This is a genomic window from Arenimonas oryziterrae DSM 21050 = YC6267 (genome assembly GCF_000420545.1).
Lineage (GTDB): Bacteria > Pseudomonadota > Gammaproteobacteria > Xanthomonadales > Xanthomonadaceae > Arenimonas > Arenimonas oryziterrae.
Map to the genome: position 1 here is coordinate 117,396 of NZ_ATVD01000004.1, position 15,731 is coordinate 133,126.

Annotated in this window: 19 protein-coding genes; 7 read left to right on the plus strand and 12 right to left on the minus strand. The window is 65.2% G+C overall.

What is annotated here, in order from left to right; genetic code table 11:
• Nucleotide 1 precedes the first annotated feature (1 nt).
• From sdhD to G467_RS17850, 3 genes are read right to left on the minus strand one after another with little or no spacing between them, the layout of a single operon-like run.
• Complete coding sequence (sdhD, locus tag G467_RS0111445) at nucleotides 2–385, minus strand: succinate dehydrogenase, hydrophobic membrane anchor protein (RefSeq protein WP_022969876.1); 384 nt, start codon at nucleotides 383–385, stop codon at nucleotides 2–4.
• Nucleotides 382–780 (minus strand): succinate dehydrogenase, cytochrome b556 subunit, encoded by a 399-nt coding sequence (gene sdhC, locus G467_RS0111450; RefSeq protein WP_022969877.1) that lies wholly within the window; start codon nucleotides 778–780, stop codon nucleotides 382–384. The genes sdhD and sdhC overlap by 4 nt, the downstream gene beginning before the upstream one ends.
• A 55-nt stretch (nucleotides 781–835) precedes the next feature.
• Complete coding sequence (locus tag G467_RS17850) at nucleotides 836–1,015, minus strand: DUF1674 domain-containing protein (protein WP_022969878.1); 180 nt, start codon at nucleotides 1,013–1,015, stop codon at nucleotides 836–838.
• Nucleotides 1,016–1,021: 6 nt separating this feature from the next.
• Between G467_RS17850 and ygfZ the strand changes: the two genes are divergently transcribed.
• Nucleotides 1,022–1,942 (plus strand): CAF17-like 4Fe-4S cluster assembly/insertion protein YgfZ, encoded by a 921-nt coding sequence (gene ygfZ / locus G467_RS16540; protein ID WP_081644660.1) that lies wholly within the window; start codon nucleotides 1,022–1,024, stop codon nucleotides 1,940–1,942.
• An 85-nt stretch (nucleotides 1,943–2,027) separates the two neighbouring features.
• Entirely contained in the window at nucleotides 2,028–2,936 is a 909-nt protein-coding gene (locus G467_RS0111465; RefSeq protein ID WP_022969880.1) for a phosphate/phosphite/phosphonate ABC transporter substrate-binding protein, read from the plus strand.
• A 66-nt stretch (nucleotides 2,937–3,002) separates the two neighbouring features.
• Here G467_RS0111465 and G467_RS0111470 read toward each other — a convergent pair whose 3' ends face one another.
• The 6 genes from G467_RS0111470 to G467_RS16545 all read right to left on the minus strand — a co-directional run bounded on the left by G467_RS0111470 (nucleotide 3,003) and on the right by G467_RS16545 (nucleotide 9,436).
• Nucleotides 3,003–3,905, minus strand: coding sequence for an adenylate/guanylate cyclase domain-containing protein (locus tag G467_RS0111470; protein WP_022969881.1), 903 nt, complete (start codon nucleotides 3,903–3,905; stop codon nucleotides 3,003–3,005).
• 46 nt (nucleotides 3,906–3,951) lie between these two features.
• On the minus strand, nucleotides 3,952–6,228 hold the full coding sequence (locus tag G467_RS0111475) for a thiamine pyrophosphate-dependent enzyme (RefSeq protein ID WP_022969882.1): 2,277 nt from the start codon (nucleotides 6,226–6,228) through the stop codon (nucleotides 3,952–3,954).
• A gap of 33 nt (nucleotides 6,229–6,261) precedes the next feature.
• The gene (locus G467_RS18055; RefSeq protein ID WP_022969883.1) at nucleotides 6,262–6,864 is read right to left on the minus strand and encodes a glutathione S-transferase family protein; all 603 of its coding nucleotides are present in this window, start codon (nucleotides 6,862–6,864) and stop codon (nucleotides 6,262–6,264) included.
• 6 nt (nucleotides 6,865–6,870) lie between these two features.
• Nucleotides 6,871–7,452 (minus strand): GNAT family N-acetyltransferase, encoded by a 582-nt coding sequence (locus G467_RS18060; protein ID WP_245559070.1) that lies wholly within the window; start codon nucleotides 7,450–7,452, stop codon nucleotides 6,871–6,873.
• 5 nt (nucleotides 7,453–7,457) lie between these two features.
• Nucleotides 7,458–8,621 (minus strand): acyl-CoA dehydrogenase family protein, encoded by a 1,164-nt coding sequence (locus tag G467_RS0111490; RefSeq protein WP_026802615.1) that lies wholly within the window; start codon nucleotides 8,619–8,621, stop codon nucleotides 7,458–7,460.
• A gap of 122 nt (nucleotides 8,622–8,743) precedes the next feature.
• Nucleotides 8,744–9,436 carry a glycine zipper 2TM domain-containing protein gene (locus G467_RS16545; protein WP_022969886.1) on the minus strand — a complete coding sequence of 231 codons (693 nt, stop codon included), beginning with the start codon at nucleotides 9,434–9,436 and terminating at the stop codon, nucleotides 8,744–8,746.
• Between the two features lie 147 nt (nucleotides 9,437–9,583).
• On the opposite strand from G467_RS16545, the gene G467_RS0111500 reads away from it, so the two are divergent.
• On the plus strand, nucleotides 9,584–9,841 hold the full coding sequence (locus G467_RS0111500; RefSeq protein WP_022969887.1) for a DUF6116 family protein: 258 nt from the start codon (nucleotides 9,584–9,586) through the stop codon (nucleotides 9,839–9,841).
• Nucleotides 9,841–10,623 carry a TatD family hydrolase gene (locus tag G467_RS0111505; RefSeq protein WP_022969888.1) on the plus strand — a complete coding sequence of 261 codons (783 nt, stop codon included), beginning with the start codon at nucleotides 9,841–9,843 and terminating at the stop codon, nucleotides 10,621–10,623. The genes G467_RS0111500 and G467_RS0111505 overlap by 1 nt, the downstream gene beginning before the upstream one ends.
• A 73-nt stretch (nucleotides 10,624–10,696) precedes the next feature.
• On the opposite strand, the gene G467_RS16550 is transcribed toward G467_RS0111505, so the two are convergent.
• Nucleotides 10,697–11,512, minus strand: a complete 816-nt coding sequence (locus G467_RS16550) for a glycine zipper 2TM domain-containing protein (RefSeq protein WP_022969889.1) — start codon at nucleotides 11,510–11,512, stop codon at nucleotides 10,697–10,699.
• 152 nt (nucleotides 11,513–11,664) lie between these two features.
• Entirely contained in the window at nucleotides 11,665–12,456 is a 792-nt protein-coding gene (tcdA, locus tag G467_RS0111515) for a tRNA cyclic N6-threonylcarbamoyladenosine(37) synthase TcdA (RefSeq protein WP_022969890.1), read from the minus strand.
• 103 nt (nucleotides 12,457–12,559) lie between these two features.
• Between tcdA and G467_RS0111520 the strand changes: the two genes are divergently transcribed.
• The gene (locus tag G467_RS0111520; protein ID WP_022969891.1) at nucleotides 12,560–13,012 is read left to right on the plus strand and encodes a glycine zipper 2TM domain-containing protein; all 453 of its coding nucleotides are present in this window, start codon (nucleotides 12,560–12,562) and stop codon (nucleotides 13,010–13,012) included.
• Between the two features lie 133 nt (nucleotides 13,013–13,145).
• Entirely contained in the window at nucleotides 13,146–13,544 is a 399-nt protein-coding gene (locus tag G467_RS0111525; RefSeq protein ID WP_022969892.1) for a hypothetical protein, read from the plus strand.
• On the opposite strand, the gene G467_RS16555 is transcribed toward G467_RS0111525, so the two are convergent.
• A complete protein-coding gene (locus tag G467_RS16555) occupies nucleotides 13,532–14,374 on the minus strand; it encodes an alpha/beta hydrolase family protein (RefSeq protein WP_022969893.1) in 843 nt (280 codons plus the stop codon). The genes G467_RS0111525 and G467_RS16555 overlap by 13 nt on opposite strands.
• A 184-nt stretch (nucleotides 14,375–14,558) precedes the next feature.
• Between G467_RS16555 and G467_RS0111535 the strand changes: the two genes are divergently transcribed.
• Nucleotides 14,559–15,677 carry a M35 family metalloendopeptidase gene (locus tag G467_RS0111535; protein ID WP_022969894.1) on the plus strand — a complete coding sequence of 373 codons (1,119 nt, stop codon included), beginning with the start codon at nucleotides 14,559–14,561 and terminating at the stop codon, nucleotides 15,675–15,677.
• The last annotated feature ends 54 nt before the right edge of the window (nucleotides 15,678–15,731 follow it).

Below are 15,731 nucleotides of genomic sequence, written 5' to 3' on the forward strand. Positions count from 1 at the left end.
CTCAGGCAGAGAAAACGATGCGGCCGATCGCGATGGCGGCAGCCACCGTGGCGAACGCGAAGACCAGCTTGATCGCGATTTGCAGCGCGACCTCGAGCCAGCCGTGGATGTAGTCCTCGACGACGACCTGCAGCCCCAGGCGCGCATGCCACATCAGCGCGATCACGTAGGACAGCAGGAGCGCGGCAGTCACCGGCGCCGCGATGGCATTGCGGACCTGGTACTGGTCAGCACCGACCTGGGCCACCGCGAACCAGATAAACCAGGGCGTCAGCAGGGCCAGCGCGATGGCGGTCAGGCGCTGCAGCCACCAGTGATTCACGCCGTCCTTGGCCGAGCCCAGGCCGCGTGCAGTCGCCAGCGGGTCGCGAAGATGGGCGCTCATGCCGCACCTCCGGTATTCATGGCGCACCACCAGATGCCGGCCGTGGTCAGCAGCGTCAGGGCCACGACGGCGTAGCCGCTCTTGTAGACGGTCGCGATCTCATACCCTTTGCCCATGTCCCAGACCAGATGACGCAGGCCGTTGAACAGGTGGTAGGCCAGGCAGCCGGTGAACGCGAACAGGGCGACCTGCCCGTACCAGGCGGCGAAGAACCCGCGGAAGCACTCGAACGCCTCGGCACTGCCGGCCACGGCGAGCAGCCAGGCCGCCAGCACGAGGGCACCGACCGCCAGCGCCACGCCCGTGGCGCGGTGCAGGATCGACAGCACGCTGGTGATCTGCGGCTTGTAGACCTGGCCGATCATGAACGGAGATAACGGGCGTTCGCGCGCCATGGGCGTGTCTCGAAAGGTTGGGAGGGAGGTTAGCGGACCGGCTGTCGGCGCCGCGTCAGAAGTCTATGCAGCGACCGTTTTTTTCCCAGTCGCCATAGCGCGTCGGATCGAGCCCCCCGCGCCCGCCGAATTCCTCGGGCGGCGACGGTTCGACCGGTTCGGTCGGTGCCTGCTGTGCCGGGGGAAGCTCGGTGGGCACCGTGCTTTGACCTATCATCTGTGGCGTGGAAACCATCCTCACATGTTAAATCCCGCCCCCATGCCATTCAAGGTAAATCGCCCCGGACCGACCGTGTCGGCCCTGTCAGGCTTCACACTTCTCGATGTCCAGGGCCCTGGCGCAGAAGGATTTCTGCAGGCGCAGCTGATGAACGACGTGAGCGCGCTGACCCCGGGACGTTGGCAATGGAACGGCTGGTTGACGCCCAAAGGCCGCGTGATTTCGCTGTTCGCACTGGCGAGAATGTCGGCGGAGACCTTCCTGATCGTCCTGCCCGACCATCCGGCGGACGAACTGCGCAACGCGCTCCAGCGTTTCGTCTTTCGCGCCAAGGTGACGCTGACCGTGCGCGACGGCTGGCGCTGCGCTGCTGGCTACGATGTCTCGTTCGACCCGGCCGCGCCGGCTCGGGACAGCCTCGCGGGCACCGAAGAGTCCGGCTGGGCGATGGATTGGAGCGGCGACGGCCAAAAGGGACGCTGCCTGTTCCTGTTGCCGGAAACCGACGGCGCGCTGGCCCCCCTCGGCCCCGCGGACGAGGCCATTGATGCCCGCTGGCTGGCCGACGACCTCGCGCACGGTCTGCCCCGCCTGCCGGCCTCCCAATCGGAAGCCTGGACGCCGCAAATGCTTTCGCTCGACCGCCTCAAGGCCTTCAGCCTCAAAAAAGGCTGTTATCCGGGGCAGGAAATCGTCGCGCGCACCCACTATCTGGGCCAGGCCAAGCGCGGGCTGATCCGGGTGGGCGGCACCGGTCTGGCCGGCGGCACGACCGTGCTGGACGGCGAAAACCGGAGCCTGGGCACCGTCGTTTGCACGACGGCCGATCGCAGCCAGGGGCTGGCCGTGGTCACACTCGGCGAGGAAACCACCCTGTTCGGACCGGAGAACGCCCCGATGAACCGCCTCGAACTGCTTCCGGGCCTAGAACGCCCGGTGTGACCGCAATCACTACGAACGCACGGCGGATTGGCGAAACTCGCTCCGTCCTGTTATCAATACGTTCGCGTAGGGGGAGAATAGCGCCATGAAGAACCTGTCGATCGCTCTGCTGGGTGTGCTCGTCGCCCTGGCTTTCGTGCAGCCGGTCAAAGCTGCCGAATACACCTTGACCGTCGAGCCGAACTATCCGCCTGCGCAAGCGCAGGAAGTCTACAAGCCCTTGCTGGACTACCTGGCGAAGGCCACCGGCCAGCGCTTCCGGCTGAAGACCGCGCCGAACTACCACGTGTACTGGCGCGACATGCGCAGCGGTGCCGCGACCGACTTCGCCTTCGAAGAAGCGCATTTCACCGACTACCGCATGAACCGCCAGCGCTTCACGCCGCTGGTGCGCGTGCTTGAATCCACCCGCTTCGTCCTGCTCGCCGACGCTGAAGTCGCCAGCAAGGGCGCCAACTATCTGGTCGGTCGTCGCATCGTCAGCATGTCGGCGCCGAGCATGGGTTACCTGCTCCTCGGCGAGCTGTACAAGAACCCGATCGCGCAGCCCGAGATCCAGTCGGTGGCCGCGAGCTGGAAGGACGGCGTGGAAATGGTGTTCGCCGGCGAAACCGATGCCGCCATGGTGCCGGGCTACATCGCCAAGGACTACAACAACCTCGTGCCGGTCGCCAGTTCGCGCGACTTCATGGGTCGCGCCCTCTCGGTCGCGCCGACCGTGCCGGCCGATGTGCGCAAGAAGGTGACCGACGCGATGCTGCGCCTGCATCGCGACACCACCGCGTTCGAAGTGATCAACGAGCTGGGCACCGCGCAGTTCGTGCCAACGACGGCCGCCGAGTACACCGGCAACGAGCGTCTGCTGCGTGGCGTATTCGGTTACCAGGCCGTGCCGGGCAAAACCCTGCCGCCTCCGCAAACCGTCCCAGCACCAGGGACCACGCCGGCGAAACCGGCGGCGGGCTTCAGCATCGAGGCCTCGCGCGGCGGTTGATTGCCGCCCAACCTGGCAAAAAGAAAAGGCCGGCATTGCCGGCCTTTTTCATGCGCCGACCCTTGCTCAGTCGGCTTCGTAGTAAATGACGTCTTGGACGTTGAGCACCACGGCCTGGCCCAGGCTGATGGTGCCGGTCTTGCGCAGATGCAGCTCGTCGCGGTGCACGCGTAATTCATCGTCTTCGCCGATGCGCACGTAGGTGGCATTGGTCGAGCGATCGGTGATCATGAAATGGCCACGCTTGAACTCCACCTGCGCATGCGTGCGGCTGACCCAGTCCGCCTCCACCACCAGGTGATTGGTCGCCTCGCGGCCCATCATGTATGGCTCCGAATTCTCGTCGAGCTCAATGAGCTTGCCGCGATGGCGCAGACGCAGTTTGGCGCCGGCGCTGTGGCCGGCGGCATCGCCCAGGCGGATCGCGCTCTGGACCATGGTCATGCCCGAGGTATCTTCCTGCCAGACGACATCGACGATCTCGATCGGCAGCAACTTGCCGCTGACGCGGGCGCGGCCCAGGCTGCGGGTTTCCGGGCTCTTGCCGCCGATGCCCTGGACGGTCGCAGCGGTGGTCACGATCTGCTCGCGCTTGGCCAGCGAGGCCATGCGCGCGGCGGTATTCACGGCATCGCCGTAGACGTCGCCGTCTTTTTCCTCAAGCGCGTCGCCATGGTGCAGACCGATGCGCACGGCCAGGTTGTCGCGAACGAAATCGATGTCGCGGGCCATCTTGCGCTGCATATCGCAGGCCGCGAGCAGACCGTTGATCGCGCCGGGCAGCGTACACATGATCTCGTCGCCGATCGTCTTGATCACCCGTCCGCCGTGTTGCTGGCAGATCAGGCTCAGGGCATCGAGCACCGCGGCGATGAGCCGGCGCGCTTCGACGTCACCCTTGGTCTCGAACAGACGGGTGCTGCCGCTGACGTCGGCGAAGAGAATGGTTTGGGGCCGGGACGTGCTCATGGACTGAGTATAGGACAAGCCGGAGATGCGTTGACGACGTCCGGAATCAACGCTCCCGGGCCAGTTCTCCGGCCATCGCGACGATATCGGCATCGGCCGGGATGACCAGGAACGCGGCGCCGGCCAGCGGCGTGTAGGTATCGACGCCGACGACCCGACGCAGGGGCTTGGAACCCTGCCCGGCCTCGACCACCGCCGTGATGATGCCCTCGCCGACACCTGCACTGCGTCGCCCCTCGTCCACGACGAGGATGCGCGCGCAGTCAGCGGCATGACGGGCGATCGCCGCCTCGTTGAGCGGCTGCAACCAGCGCAGATCGACCACCCGCACCTTCCAGCCGTGCGCCTTCTCAATGTCGCGGGCCGCCCGCAGGCTCATCGGCACGCCGTTGCCGAAGCTGAAAATGACCAGGTCGCGCGCTTCGGGGAAATACACACGTTCCTCGCCCAGGACCATCGCCTGGTCGGGGGCCGGATAGGTGGTCAGCCACTGACCATCTCCGGTCTCGTACAGATCCTTGGTCATGTACAGCGCGATCGGCTCGAGGTAGGCGCAGACGCGTCCATCGACCTTGGCCAACGCCATCATCGTGCGCAGCATCGTCGCGGCATCGTCGCCGCGGCTCGGGCAACCGACCACGAGGCCGGGAATGTCGCGCAGCGCGGTGATCGAGTTATCGTTGTGGAAGTGTCCGCCGAACCCGCGCTGGTAGCCCAGCGATGCAATTCGCATGACCATCGGGTTGCGGTACTGGCCGTTGGAGAAGAACTGCAGCGAGCAGGCTTCGCCGCGGATCTGGTCGCAGGCGTTGTGGAAATACGCCAGATACTGGATCTCGGGCATCGGCAGCATGCCCATATTGGCGAAACCCTGCGCCAGACCCAGGATCATCGTCTCGTCGAGCAGCGTGTTGAACACGCGCGCGCCCTTGAACGCCTTCTGCAGCCCCTTGGTGACCGTGTAGACGCCGCCCTTCTGCGCCACGTCCTCGCCGAACAGCAGCGTTTCCGGATACTTGGCGAACAGGTCGTGCAAGGCGTTGTTGATCTGGATCGCCAGGTGGCGCGGCGGCAATTTTTCCGGCAGCTTTTCTTCATTGCCGAAGACGGCAAGACGCTTGTCCTGATAATCCGAACGTGCGGCTTCCGCCGCCACCTTGTCCGGCGTGTAGGGAGCCAGCGGCGCGATCACCTCGGCGAGCGAGTCGAGCTTCGGACGCCGATCGGCTTCCTCGGCCGCAGCGAAACACTTCTTGCGGGTGGCTTCGTACAGCGCGAGCAACTCATCGCGGTTCAATACGCCCGACTGCAGCGCGATCGCCGCCGAACGCAGCAGCGGATCGCCCGCTTCGACCGCCATGAGCTCCTCGAAGCTGCGCCACTCGATCTCGAAGTCGGTACCGGCGTGACCCATGATGCGCGTCGTGCGCAGATGCAGGAAGGTCGGGCGACGCGTGGTGCGGCAATGGTGCACGGCGCGCGCGACCTGCTCGTAACCAGCAGCAAGATCGAGTCCGTCGGCATAGAAATAGTCCAGGCCATCGCGGGTGCGGAACGAATTGGCGATCCAGCCGTTCGGCGTTTTCACCGAGATGCCGATGCCGTTGTCCTCGCACACGTATAGCACCGGCGCGGGCAGCTTCTGGTACGCGGTCCAGGCGGCGGTATTGAAGGCAGTCTGCGCCGTTGCGTGATTGGCCGAAGCGTCGCCGAACGAACAGATCGTGATCGAATCGTCCGGAATCGGCAGCGTGTGGCCGATGCGGCGCGCCTGTTCGATGGCGACCGCCGTGCCCAGCGCCTTGGGCAGGTGCGAGGCGATCGTCGAGGTCTGCGGCAGCACCCACAAGGGCTTGGAGCCCCAGACCTTGTGCCGGCCGCCGGAAATCGGATCGTCCTTGCTGGCGGCAAAACTCAGGGCCGAATCCATGATCGGATCCATACCCGGCAATTTGCGGAATCGTTCAGCCATGAAGCCGCCGCTGCGATAGTGCAGGAAGGCTGGGTCGGTGTGGCGGGTCAGGCGCGCGACCATCGCATTGCCCTCGTGACCCGAGGAGCCGATCGTGTAGAACACCTTCTGCTGCACGCGCAGCACGCGCGCCATGAGGTCGAGATGGCGCGAAATCAGCTGCGATTCGAACAGCTCGATGAAGTCGCGCGCGGAACACAGGCTTCCCGGCAGGATCGGCGCGTCGGGCGCGGGCCGGGTCGACGGCGTGCCGGTCCACTGGCTGACGAATTCGACGAAATTGTCGTCACAGACCTTGGCGCGGTTGACGTCTTTCTGGCGGGCGGGAATCAGCGGGGTTACAGCGGCCATGGGTCTCTTTCTTCTGGTCGGTTGCAGCAGCGGTCAATAGGTTTGCGCGACGAAACCCGGCTGCGCCTCGACCCGGCGCAACCAGGCGCTGATCGCCGGATAGCGTCCGAATTCGAAGCCACCGACGGCAGCGTCGTGGGTATAGGCGTAAAGCGCGATGTCGGCGAGGCCGTAGGCGCCGCCGACGAAAAAGTCCTGCGTTGCCAGGTGTTTTTCCATGACGTCCAGCGCCTGGTAGCCGCGCTCGCGGAGCCGGGGCAAGTCGGCCTGGCGCGGGTGGTCGGCCGGCAGCCACTTGGCGACATAGCGCGCAACGGCGATGTAAGGCTCATGGCTGTATTGCTCGAAGAACAGCCATTGCAAGGTCTGCGCGCGCAGCCAGCGATCCGCCGGTAGAAAGCGCGATCCCTCGGCGAGATAGCAAAGGATCGCGTCCGATTCGGACAGGACCCGGCCGTCTTCCAGTTCCAGAAGAGGCACCTTGCCGTTGGGATTCTTGGCAAGGAATTCCGGCGTACGGGTTTCGCCGGCGGTGCTGTCGACATCTATCCAGCGATACGGCTGATTCAGGTGCGCGAGCAGCAACTGCAGTTTGTAGCAGTTGCCCGACGCCTTCATTCCGTAGACGGTGATCATGCCGATTCAGTCGGACGCGGCGCGGCGGCGCGCCTGCCATTGTTCGCGGGTCTGCGCCCAGATCTCGATCGGCTCGTCGGCGAACGGCGCGGGAAGTTTTCCCGGTCCGCGATTGTTCGAGCCAAGGCGTTGCGCCAGCGCCTGCGAAGCGCGGTTGTCGGGATGGATGGAATGAATGACTTCGCTCCAGCCAAGCTCCGTAAATGCCCAGTCGATGGCCGCGAATCCGGCTTCCGTGGCGTAGCCCTTGCCCCAGGCCGAACGATGGAAGGCCCAACCCACTTCCGTACCCGGCCAGCCTTCCGGTTGCCATGGACCCAGCTGGCCGATGCAGCGGCCGCTGGCTTTCTCGATCACCGAAAACATCGCATAGCCCTGCAAGGCCCAGGCGCCGGGCATCGCCAGGAAGCGCCGCCAAGCGGCGGCACGCGGCGCATGGCCGCCGATGAAACGGGCGGTTTCCTCGTCGCCGATCATGTCGGCATAGGCATCGAAATCCTCGCGCTGGGGCACGCGCAACACCAGGCGCTCGGTCTCGATGGCCGGACCGAGCGCGATGCGCGGCATGTTTTCCCGGGCGTGGGGCATGACGGTCAGAACGCGTTGATGCCAGTCACTTCGCGGCCGATCACCAGCTGGTGCACGGTTTCGGTGCCTTCATAGGTGATCACCGATTCCAGGTTCAGTGCATGGCGGATCGGCGGATATTCGGTGGTGATGCCGGCGCCACCGAGGATGTCGCGGGCTTCGCGCGAGATATCCAGGGCGATGCGGCAGTTGTTCCACTTCGCCATCGACACCTGCGCGGGCTGCATCGTGCCGGCATCCTTGAGACGGCCCAGCTGCAGCGATAGCAGCTGCGCCAGCGTGATGCGGCGCGCCATGTCGGCGAGCTTGAGCTGCACCGCCTGCGTCGACGCGATGGGCTTGTTGAACAGGATGCGGGTCTTGGAATACTCCAGTGCCGTCGTGTAGCTCGAGATCGCCGCGCCGATCGGGCCCCAAGTGATGCCGTAACGGGCCTGGGTGAGGCAGCCGAGCGGGCCCTTGAGGCCTTTCACGTTCGGCAGGCGCTGCGCATCGGATACGCGCACATTGTCGAAGAACAACGCCGACGTCACCGAGGCGCGCAGGCTCATCTTCTTGTGGACTTCCTGGGCGGTGAACCCGGGCGTGTCGGTCGGGACGATGAAGCCCTGGATGCCCTCGTCGGTCTGCGCCCAGACGATCGCGATGTTGGCCACGTTGCCGTTGGTGATCCACATCTTGGCGCCGTTGATGACCCAGTCGTCGCCGTCCTTCTTGGCATTCGTCTTCATGTTGGCCGGATCGGAACCACCCTGCGGCTCGGTCAAACCGAAGCAGCCGATGATTTCGCCCTTGGCCATGCCGGGCAGGTACTTCAAGCGCTGCTCTTCGGTGCCGTAGGCGTAGATCGGGTACATGCACAGCGAGCTCTGCACCGAAACAAAGCTGCGGATGCCGGAATCGCCGCGCTCGAGCTCCTGGCAGATCAGGCCGTAGCTGACCGCATTGAGGCCCGCGCAACCATATTTTTCCGGCAGCGAGGAGCCCAGCAGGCCCATGGCCGCGATTTCAGGAATGAGTTCCTTCGGAAACCGGCCCTGGTCGAAGCAGTCGCCGATGATCGGAATGACTTTTTCGTCGACGAAACGGGCGACGGAGTCTTGGATCATCCGCTCCTCTTCGGACAGCATGGAACGGATGTCGAACAGGTCGGTCGGGTTCAGGGCCATGGGAAAGGTGCCGGGCTGGGTCGGAAAGACCGCCATTTTAGCCCGAGTCCCCCGCCAAAGCGTGACCTGGAAAACGAAACGGGGCCGCATGCGGCCCCGTATGCCTCGACTTTCGGGTCGGATCAGCTCTTCGGAGCGCCCACGGGCTGGGTCGCCACGATGATCGCGCCGTCCTGCATCGGCAGGCGGTCGCCGGGGGCATGGTCCATGCGGATCACGCCGGTCTGCTCGCCGTATCGCCAGGTCACGTCGTAACCGATGACCTTGTCGCGCTCGCCGACCAGCAGCGGGCCCTTGGGCTTGCTGGCGACCTGCTTGTTGGCCAGTTGGCCGTCCACGCTGTAGGTCACGTCGTAGCCAATCGTGCGCGTGCTGGGGCGGGTCTCGGTGTGGCACACCGTCTGCGTGGACGAGGTCACCCGTCCACCGACATGGCGGCGGTCGATTTCGCGGCCGGCATAGCCGCCGCCAACGGCGCCGGCGATCGTGGCCAGTGTGCGGCCATTGCCCTTGCCGACCTGATTACCGACCAGGCCGCCGATGACGGCGCCGGCCACCATGCCGTCCTTGTCGCCGAAGCGCTCGGGCGCCCGGCTCTGCACTTGTTTGTCGGAACACACTTCCTGCGAGGTCTCGGCCGTCCGCGTGATCGGCGAGACGTCGACGACTTCGCCATACACCGGTTCCTTGACCGTGATCGGCGTTGCCGACACAACATCGGCGTAAGGTTTGCCGATGATGCCCGTCCGATAGGCGCCTACGGCGGCACCGGCCGCTAGGATGGATCCAATCGCTACGGCAATGGACTTGTTCATGGTCTTCTCCTCTTTCGTTACTGACGAGTGCGCGTTCCGCTGCGTCCGGAGCATTGCCCCGCGAAGATGAATGTCCGCGTAAAGCCGCCTTAACCCGCCCGGTTCAGCGTGGTAACGTGCAGCTCACGTTCATCGGAAAACAACGCCATGGCCAGTCCGTTTCTGGGCCCGATCGTGAGCTTCGCCAGCCGCCTTCGCTATCCGACGCTGTTCAAGATCGTCGCCTTCCTGTTCGTCGCCGACCTCATCATTCCGTTCGACGATTTCTTCCCGCCCTACCTGCTCGACGAGATCCTGCTCGGGCTTGGCACTTTGTTGCTGGCCAACTGGAAAAATCGCAAGGACCCCGCAGTCCAAACCCCCGACAGCAAGATCATCGAGGGCGAGGTCCGCAAGCCCGACTGATGTCGCTCGCTCTGTTCGACAGTCATAGTCATTTCGACGCGCCCGAGTTCGACGCGGACCGCGAATTGGCGTTGCGGCGGGCGCTGCACGAAGGGGTCGCCCAGCAACTGGTGCCGGCCGTGGACCACGCGAGCTGGCCGAAGCTGCGCGAGGTTTGTGCATTGTCACCCGGCCTGCACGCCGCCTACGGCCTGCATCCGATGTACCTCGAGCACCATCGCCCCGAGCATCTCGAGGCCCTGCCCGACTGGATCGAGCGCGAGCAGCCGAAAGCCGTGGGCGAATGCGGGCTCGATTTCTTCATTGAAAATCCAGACACGGAGGCACAGCGGCTCTACTTCCGCCGCCAGCTGGAAATCGCGCGCGACTTCGACCTGCCCCTGGTCCTGCATGCACGGCGCGCGGTCGACGAAGTCATCGCCTCGCTGCGCCGAGTCGGCGGACTGCGCGGCGTCGTGCATAGCTATTCGGGCAGCGAGGAGCAGGCGCTGCAGCTGTTCAAACTCGGCTTCCACCTCGGCATTGGCGGCCCGGTAACCTACGACCGCGCGCAGCGTCTGCACCGGATCGTGGCGACGATGCCGCTGGAATTGCTGTTGCTCGAAACCGATTCGCCCGACCAGCCTGACGCCGCCCATCGCGGCCAGCGCAACGAACCGGCGCGGCTGCAGCTCGTCGCGGAACGCGTCGCCAGCTTGCGCGGTCTGCCCGTGGAACAGGTCGCCGACGCGACCCGGCTCAATGCCGAGCGCCTGTTCGGGATCGGAATGCGTTCCGGCTGAGCGTCTCCTCGGCGAATTGCGTGCACAAAAAAGGCCGGCATTGCCGGCCTTTCTTGTTAGCCTGATCGGTGACTCAGCGCTGGCTGACCGGCGCCGTACCGGTCACGACCTGACCGTCGATGACCTGAAGCTGGTCGCCGGGCTTGCTGTCCATGCGCACCGTCGACTGCTTGCCGGCATACGTGTAGGTCACGTCGTAACCGACCGTCTTGCTGGTCGATCCCAGGTTGATGCGGCTGCCGATGCTGGGGCGGTCTTCCATGCGCTGGCTGCCGGTGCTGCCGTTCGATTTGCGGTAGCGCACCTGATAGCCCGTCACGGTGCTGACGGTCTCTTCTTCAGTGTGGCACTGCTGCTCGGTGCGACTGACGATCTTGCCGTTCTCGCTGCGACGATCGATGTTGCGACCGATCACGCCGCCAGCAATGGCGCCGGCCACGGTCGCGGCCTTGCGGCCATCGCCCTTGCCGACCTGGTTGCCGAGCGCGCCACCGATGACCGCACCGGCGACCGTGCCGCCGACGTTGCCATCACGTTCCGGCGCGCGTTCCTGGATCACGACGTCTTCGCAGACTTCGCGCGGCTTGGTCGAGTCGCGGGTGAGTTCGTCCACCGAGGTCACGGTGCCAAAGATCGATTCCTTGACGGTGACCGGCTTGACGCGATCGACGTCGGCATATTCGACGACCGGGCCAGCGGGCGCGGCGGGCTCGACGGCCATCTGCTCGCCGGGCTGCGCGGTCTCGACGCCGGGGTTGGAGGCGGACTGCTGGATCGCTTCCGGTGCCGTCGCGACGGCGCCTTCGGCCGGTGCGCGATTGCAGGCGGAAAGGGACATCACGACGAGGGCCGGTACGATGGCAGCGACAAGCAACTTGTGACGAGTCATGGAATGTCTCCTGAAAAAAACGACCTGAGGGTCGGGCGGCTGCATTCCAGCACAGCCCAGCTGAACGAAAGTGCATGCAGGATCACCTAGCTGAATCGCGCGTTCACTCGCGTCTGGCCGCATCGATCCGCGTGGCGAACTCGGCCGATCCTCTATTCCTTCTTCTTCAGCAGCAATTCGATCGCCTTGCCGACCGCGACAAAGGCAAAGGTGCCGGTGACGTGCGTGGCCGCGCCCAGACCGGCGCCGCAGTCGAGCTTGAGCGCCGCATCGGGACCGAGCGCCGGTCGCGTCCCGCACACCGAGCCGTCCGACTGCGGATATCTGACGTTCTCCAGCGAATAGATTGCCGGAACACCGAAGTAGCGGTCCTTGTTCTTGGGAAAATTGAATTCGGCGCGCAACTTCTTCCGCACCAGCGCCAACAACGCATCGTGTTCGGTGCGCGAAAGATCGCGCACACGGATCTGGCTGGCATCGGTGCGACCGCCCGCCGAACCGGACGCGACCAGGGGCAGCTTGCGGCGACGGCACCACGCGATCAATTCGACCTTGCTGCGGAAACTGTCGCAGGCGTCGAGCACGAGATCGTAATCCCGGTCGAGCAACTCGCTCAGATTCGCCGGAGTCAGAAAGCTCGCAATCACCTCCACGCGAAGGGCGGGATTGATCGCGCGACAACGCTCCGCGAGCACTTCAGCCTTGCCGCGGCCGTACTGACCTTCCAGCGCATGCAACTGGCGATTGGTGTTGGAGACGCAGACATCGTCGGCATCGATAAGCGTCAATGCGCCGATGCCGCTGCGCGCCAGCGCTTCCACCGCCCAGGAACCAACGCCGCCCAGACCGACCACGCAGACGTGTTTTTGCGACAGCCGGGCAACACTGCCCAGCCCATAAAGGCGGTCGACGCCCGCGAAACGCTCTTGAAGTGAAGAATCCATGAGCGGATTGTATAGCCCTTGTGAGTACCGCGGCGGCCGGTCGGTATTGATTCAGCACGCGCTGCGTACGGTCAGCCCAACATTTTCCTCAGGAGGCACCGCCATGAAGATTCGCCTGTTCGCCCTCGCCGTTGTATGCGTCGCTCTCTCCGCTTGCGCCACCCAGTCCTCGCCCGGTTATGGCCGCGCGCCGGTCGCTGCGGCGCCGCAGCCGGTCCGCTGCTACGACTGCGGTCGTGTCGAAAACATCGAAACCGTTTACGGAGCTCGCGAGAACACCCGCACCGGCGCCGTGCTCGGCGGCATCGTCGGCGGCGTGGTCGGCAACCAGGTCGGCAGCGGCGACGGCAAGAAGGCCGCCACGGTCGCCGGCGTAGTCGCAGGCGCAGTTGCGGGCAATGCCATCGAGAACAAGCGCAACGAGCAGACGTTCAACATCACCGTGCGCATGGACGATGGCCGCCGCGTGGTCATCAACCAGAACACGTATTCGGAAAACCTGCGCGTCGGCTCTGCCGTGCGCGTGACCGGCAACCGTGTGGTGCTGCTGCGCTGAGCCCTTCGCTCATCGTGCGATAAACCGGCATGCCGCGACGGGCCCTCCCGTCGCGGCATGTTCGTTTCTGCGGTGACGTCGATGACGATGAAGCCGTGATATCTTCGCTGCGGTCCCTGCGGAGCCCCAGCGAATGCGTTCCCTGATTCTTGCCCTGATCGCCTTTGTCCTCGGTGCCGTGGGCGCCGCCATCCTGATCAACACCCTCAATCGCGGCACCTCCTATCCGAACGGCGTCATGGCCGTCCTGAAGGCGCAGGTCAAATCGCTGGATCAGAGCGTCAAGCAGAACCGCTGCGCTCCCACCGACACCGTGCCGCGATTGCAGACGCTGCGATTCGTCGCCAACGACATCGAGCCGGCCTTCGAGGCGATGCAGGGCGACCAGCAATTCAGTCGTTACGCCGGCGACTTGCGCGCAGCGGCCGATGGCGCGCTGATGACACCGCCGGCGAGCTGCGCCGCCGCAGAAGCCGCCCTCGCCAAGATCGACAAAGCCTGCGACGCCTGTCACCGCGACTACAAGAACTGAGCCCGGATCCACGCCGCCACGGTCGCATTCACCGGCTCGGGCGTTTTCATCCAGCGGAAATGGTCGGCGCGATCGCCCAAGCGGGCCGCGTCGAACGACTCGCGAACGTGCCTGCCCTCGCCCAGCTTGCCGAACAAGGCATCCAGTGAGGCTTCGGGCACCAGCCAGTCATCGGTGAAACGCAGACCGAGTGCCGGCAAACGGAGCTGTTTCATCGCCTGTTCGATATCGCCGGGCAGTCCCACGTTGTCGTAGTTTCCGGTGCGCACCGTGCCCGCCCACTGCCGCATGACCGTCGCTGCCTCCCGGCCCGCCCAGTTGAGCCGGTCGCCGGGAAACAGGCCGAACACGGACGTGATCAGCGGCACCACACGCGCGAAGATCGCGATCAGCGCCCGTTGGCCGCCACGAAACGATCGCTGGTCAGGAACCCCGGTCGCGATCAGCAGCAAGCCGGCGAACGCTTCGGGATCCAACGCCGCCGCCATCACGGCCAGTTGGCCGCCCAGACTGTGGCCACCGAGCATCCAGGGCAGTCCCGGCGCCGCCGACTGCGCGACCGCCAAGCTTGCCGGCATGTCCGTCGCGACGAGTTCCCGATAGCCCCAGTCGCTGTCCCGCGCCGGGCGCAGGGAACTGGTGTCGTTACCCCGCCATTCGTGGACCGCGACGGTGACGCCACGCGCCGCCAGGCTTTGCGCCCAGCGCTCGTACTTACCCGCGGGGACCCCGAGCGCGGGAATCCAGAACAGTCCGGCCTGGGCGTCCGCTGCCGGCCACAGCCGGGTAGTCCAGGTATGGCCGTCCTCGGCCCGGGTGGGAAGGTCCATCTTCACTCCGTCGCAAGGCGCCAAGGCAGGGGCAGCAGGCGGCCAATATAGCCGCTGGACCGGTCGGGCCTCAGCGGCAAATCCGCCATCCCGCAACGCAACATGCGAACTGGCTCACAGTTCGCTATGGTCGGCCGGTCCGGACTTCTTCCGGGCTTTTTTCTTCACATTCGAGGGGAACCGCATGTCGAACACCTTCCGCAATGTCTGGCTGGCCGCCGGACTGGTCGCCGTCGCCGGCTCGGCGTTTGCCGTCCGCCAGGAGCAGGAACCGAGCCTGGAAAATCCGGTCGCCGTCAGCATGTACGCCGACGCCAGCAGCACCGAGGCCTTCATGGGCACGGTCGAGTTCAAGATCACCAATACCAGCCGCGAAACCCTGCGCATTCCGTATTGGCAGCTGCCGACCGGCCAGATCAACTCCGATCTGTTCGAGGTGTTCCACAAGGGCGAGCGCGTCGAATACGTCGGCCCGATGATCAAGCGTGCGGCCCCGACCGAGGGCGACCTGGTCACCTTGCAGCCGGGCGAGACCCGCGTGGTCCGTGCGGACCTGTCGACGGCCTATGACCTGTCGGCGACCGGCGAATACGACATCCGCTTCAAGTCCTACCTGCAGGGCGCGAAGACCGGCCGCGGCCGCGCGATCGCGCGTGCCAACGGTGGCCTGTCGAGCATCGAAACCGCCCCGCTGCGTCTGTGGGTCGACGGCGCCAACGTGCTCGGCCAGATCAAGAAGGGCGATAGCGCTTCGGTCCAGGCCAAGCCCGGCGCGACGGCCACCTGCACCGGCGGCACCTGCTACGAGTCCTGCTCGGCCACCCGCCAGACCCAGCTCGCCACGGCCTTGAACTCGGCGCGCAACTACTCCGAGAACGCCAAGGGCTATCTCAACCTCGGCACGGTCGGCGCGCGCTACACGACCTGGTTCGGCGCCTACACCAGCAGCCGCTACGGCACGGTCAAGTCGCACTTCGTCAACATCGACAGCACGCTCGACACCAAGACGATCACCTTCAACTGCAGCTGCACCACCAAGAACACCTACGCCTACGTGTATCCGAACCAGCCGTACCGCATCTACCTGTGCGGCGCGTTCTGGACCGCTCCGAACACCGGCACCGACTCGCGCGCCGGCACGATCATCCACGAGACCAGCCATTTCGACATCGTCGCCAACACCGACGACGTGGTCTACGGCCAGTCCGGCGCGAAGAGCCTGGCGATCAGCAATCCGAACGACGCCATCCGCAACGCCGACAGCCACGAGTACCTCAGCGAGAACACCCCCTCGCAGAACTGAACCTCGTCGGCACCCGCACCAAGGAACGGCCCGCTTCGGCGGGCCGTTTTCTTT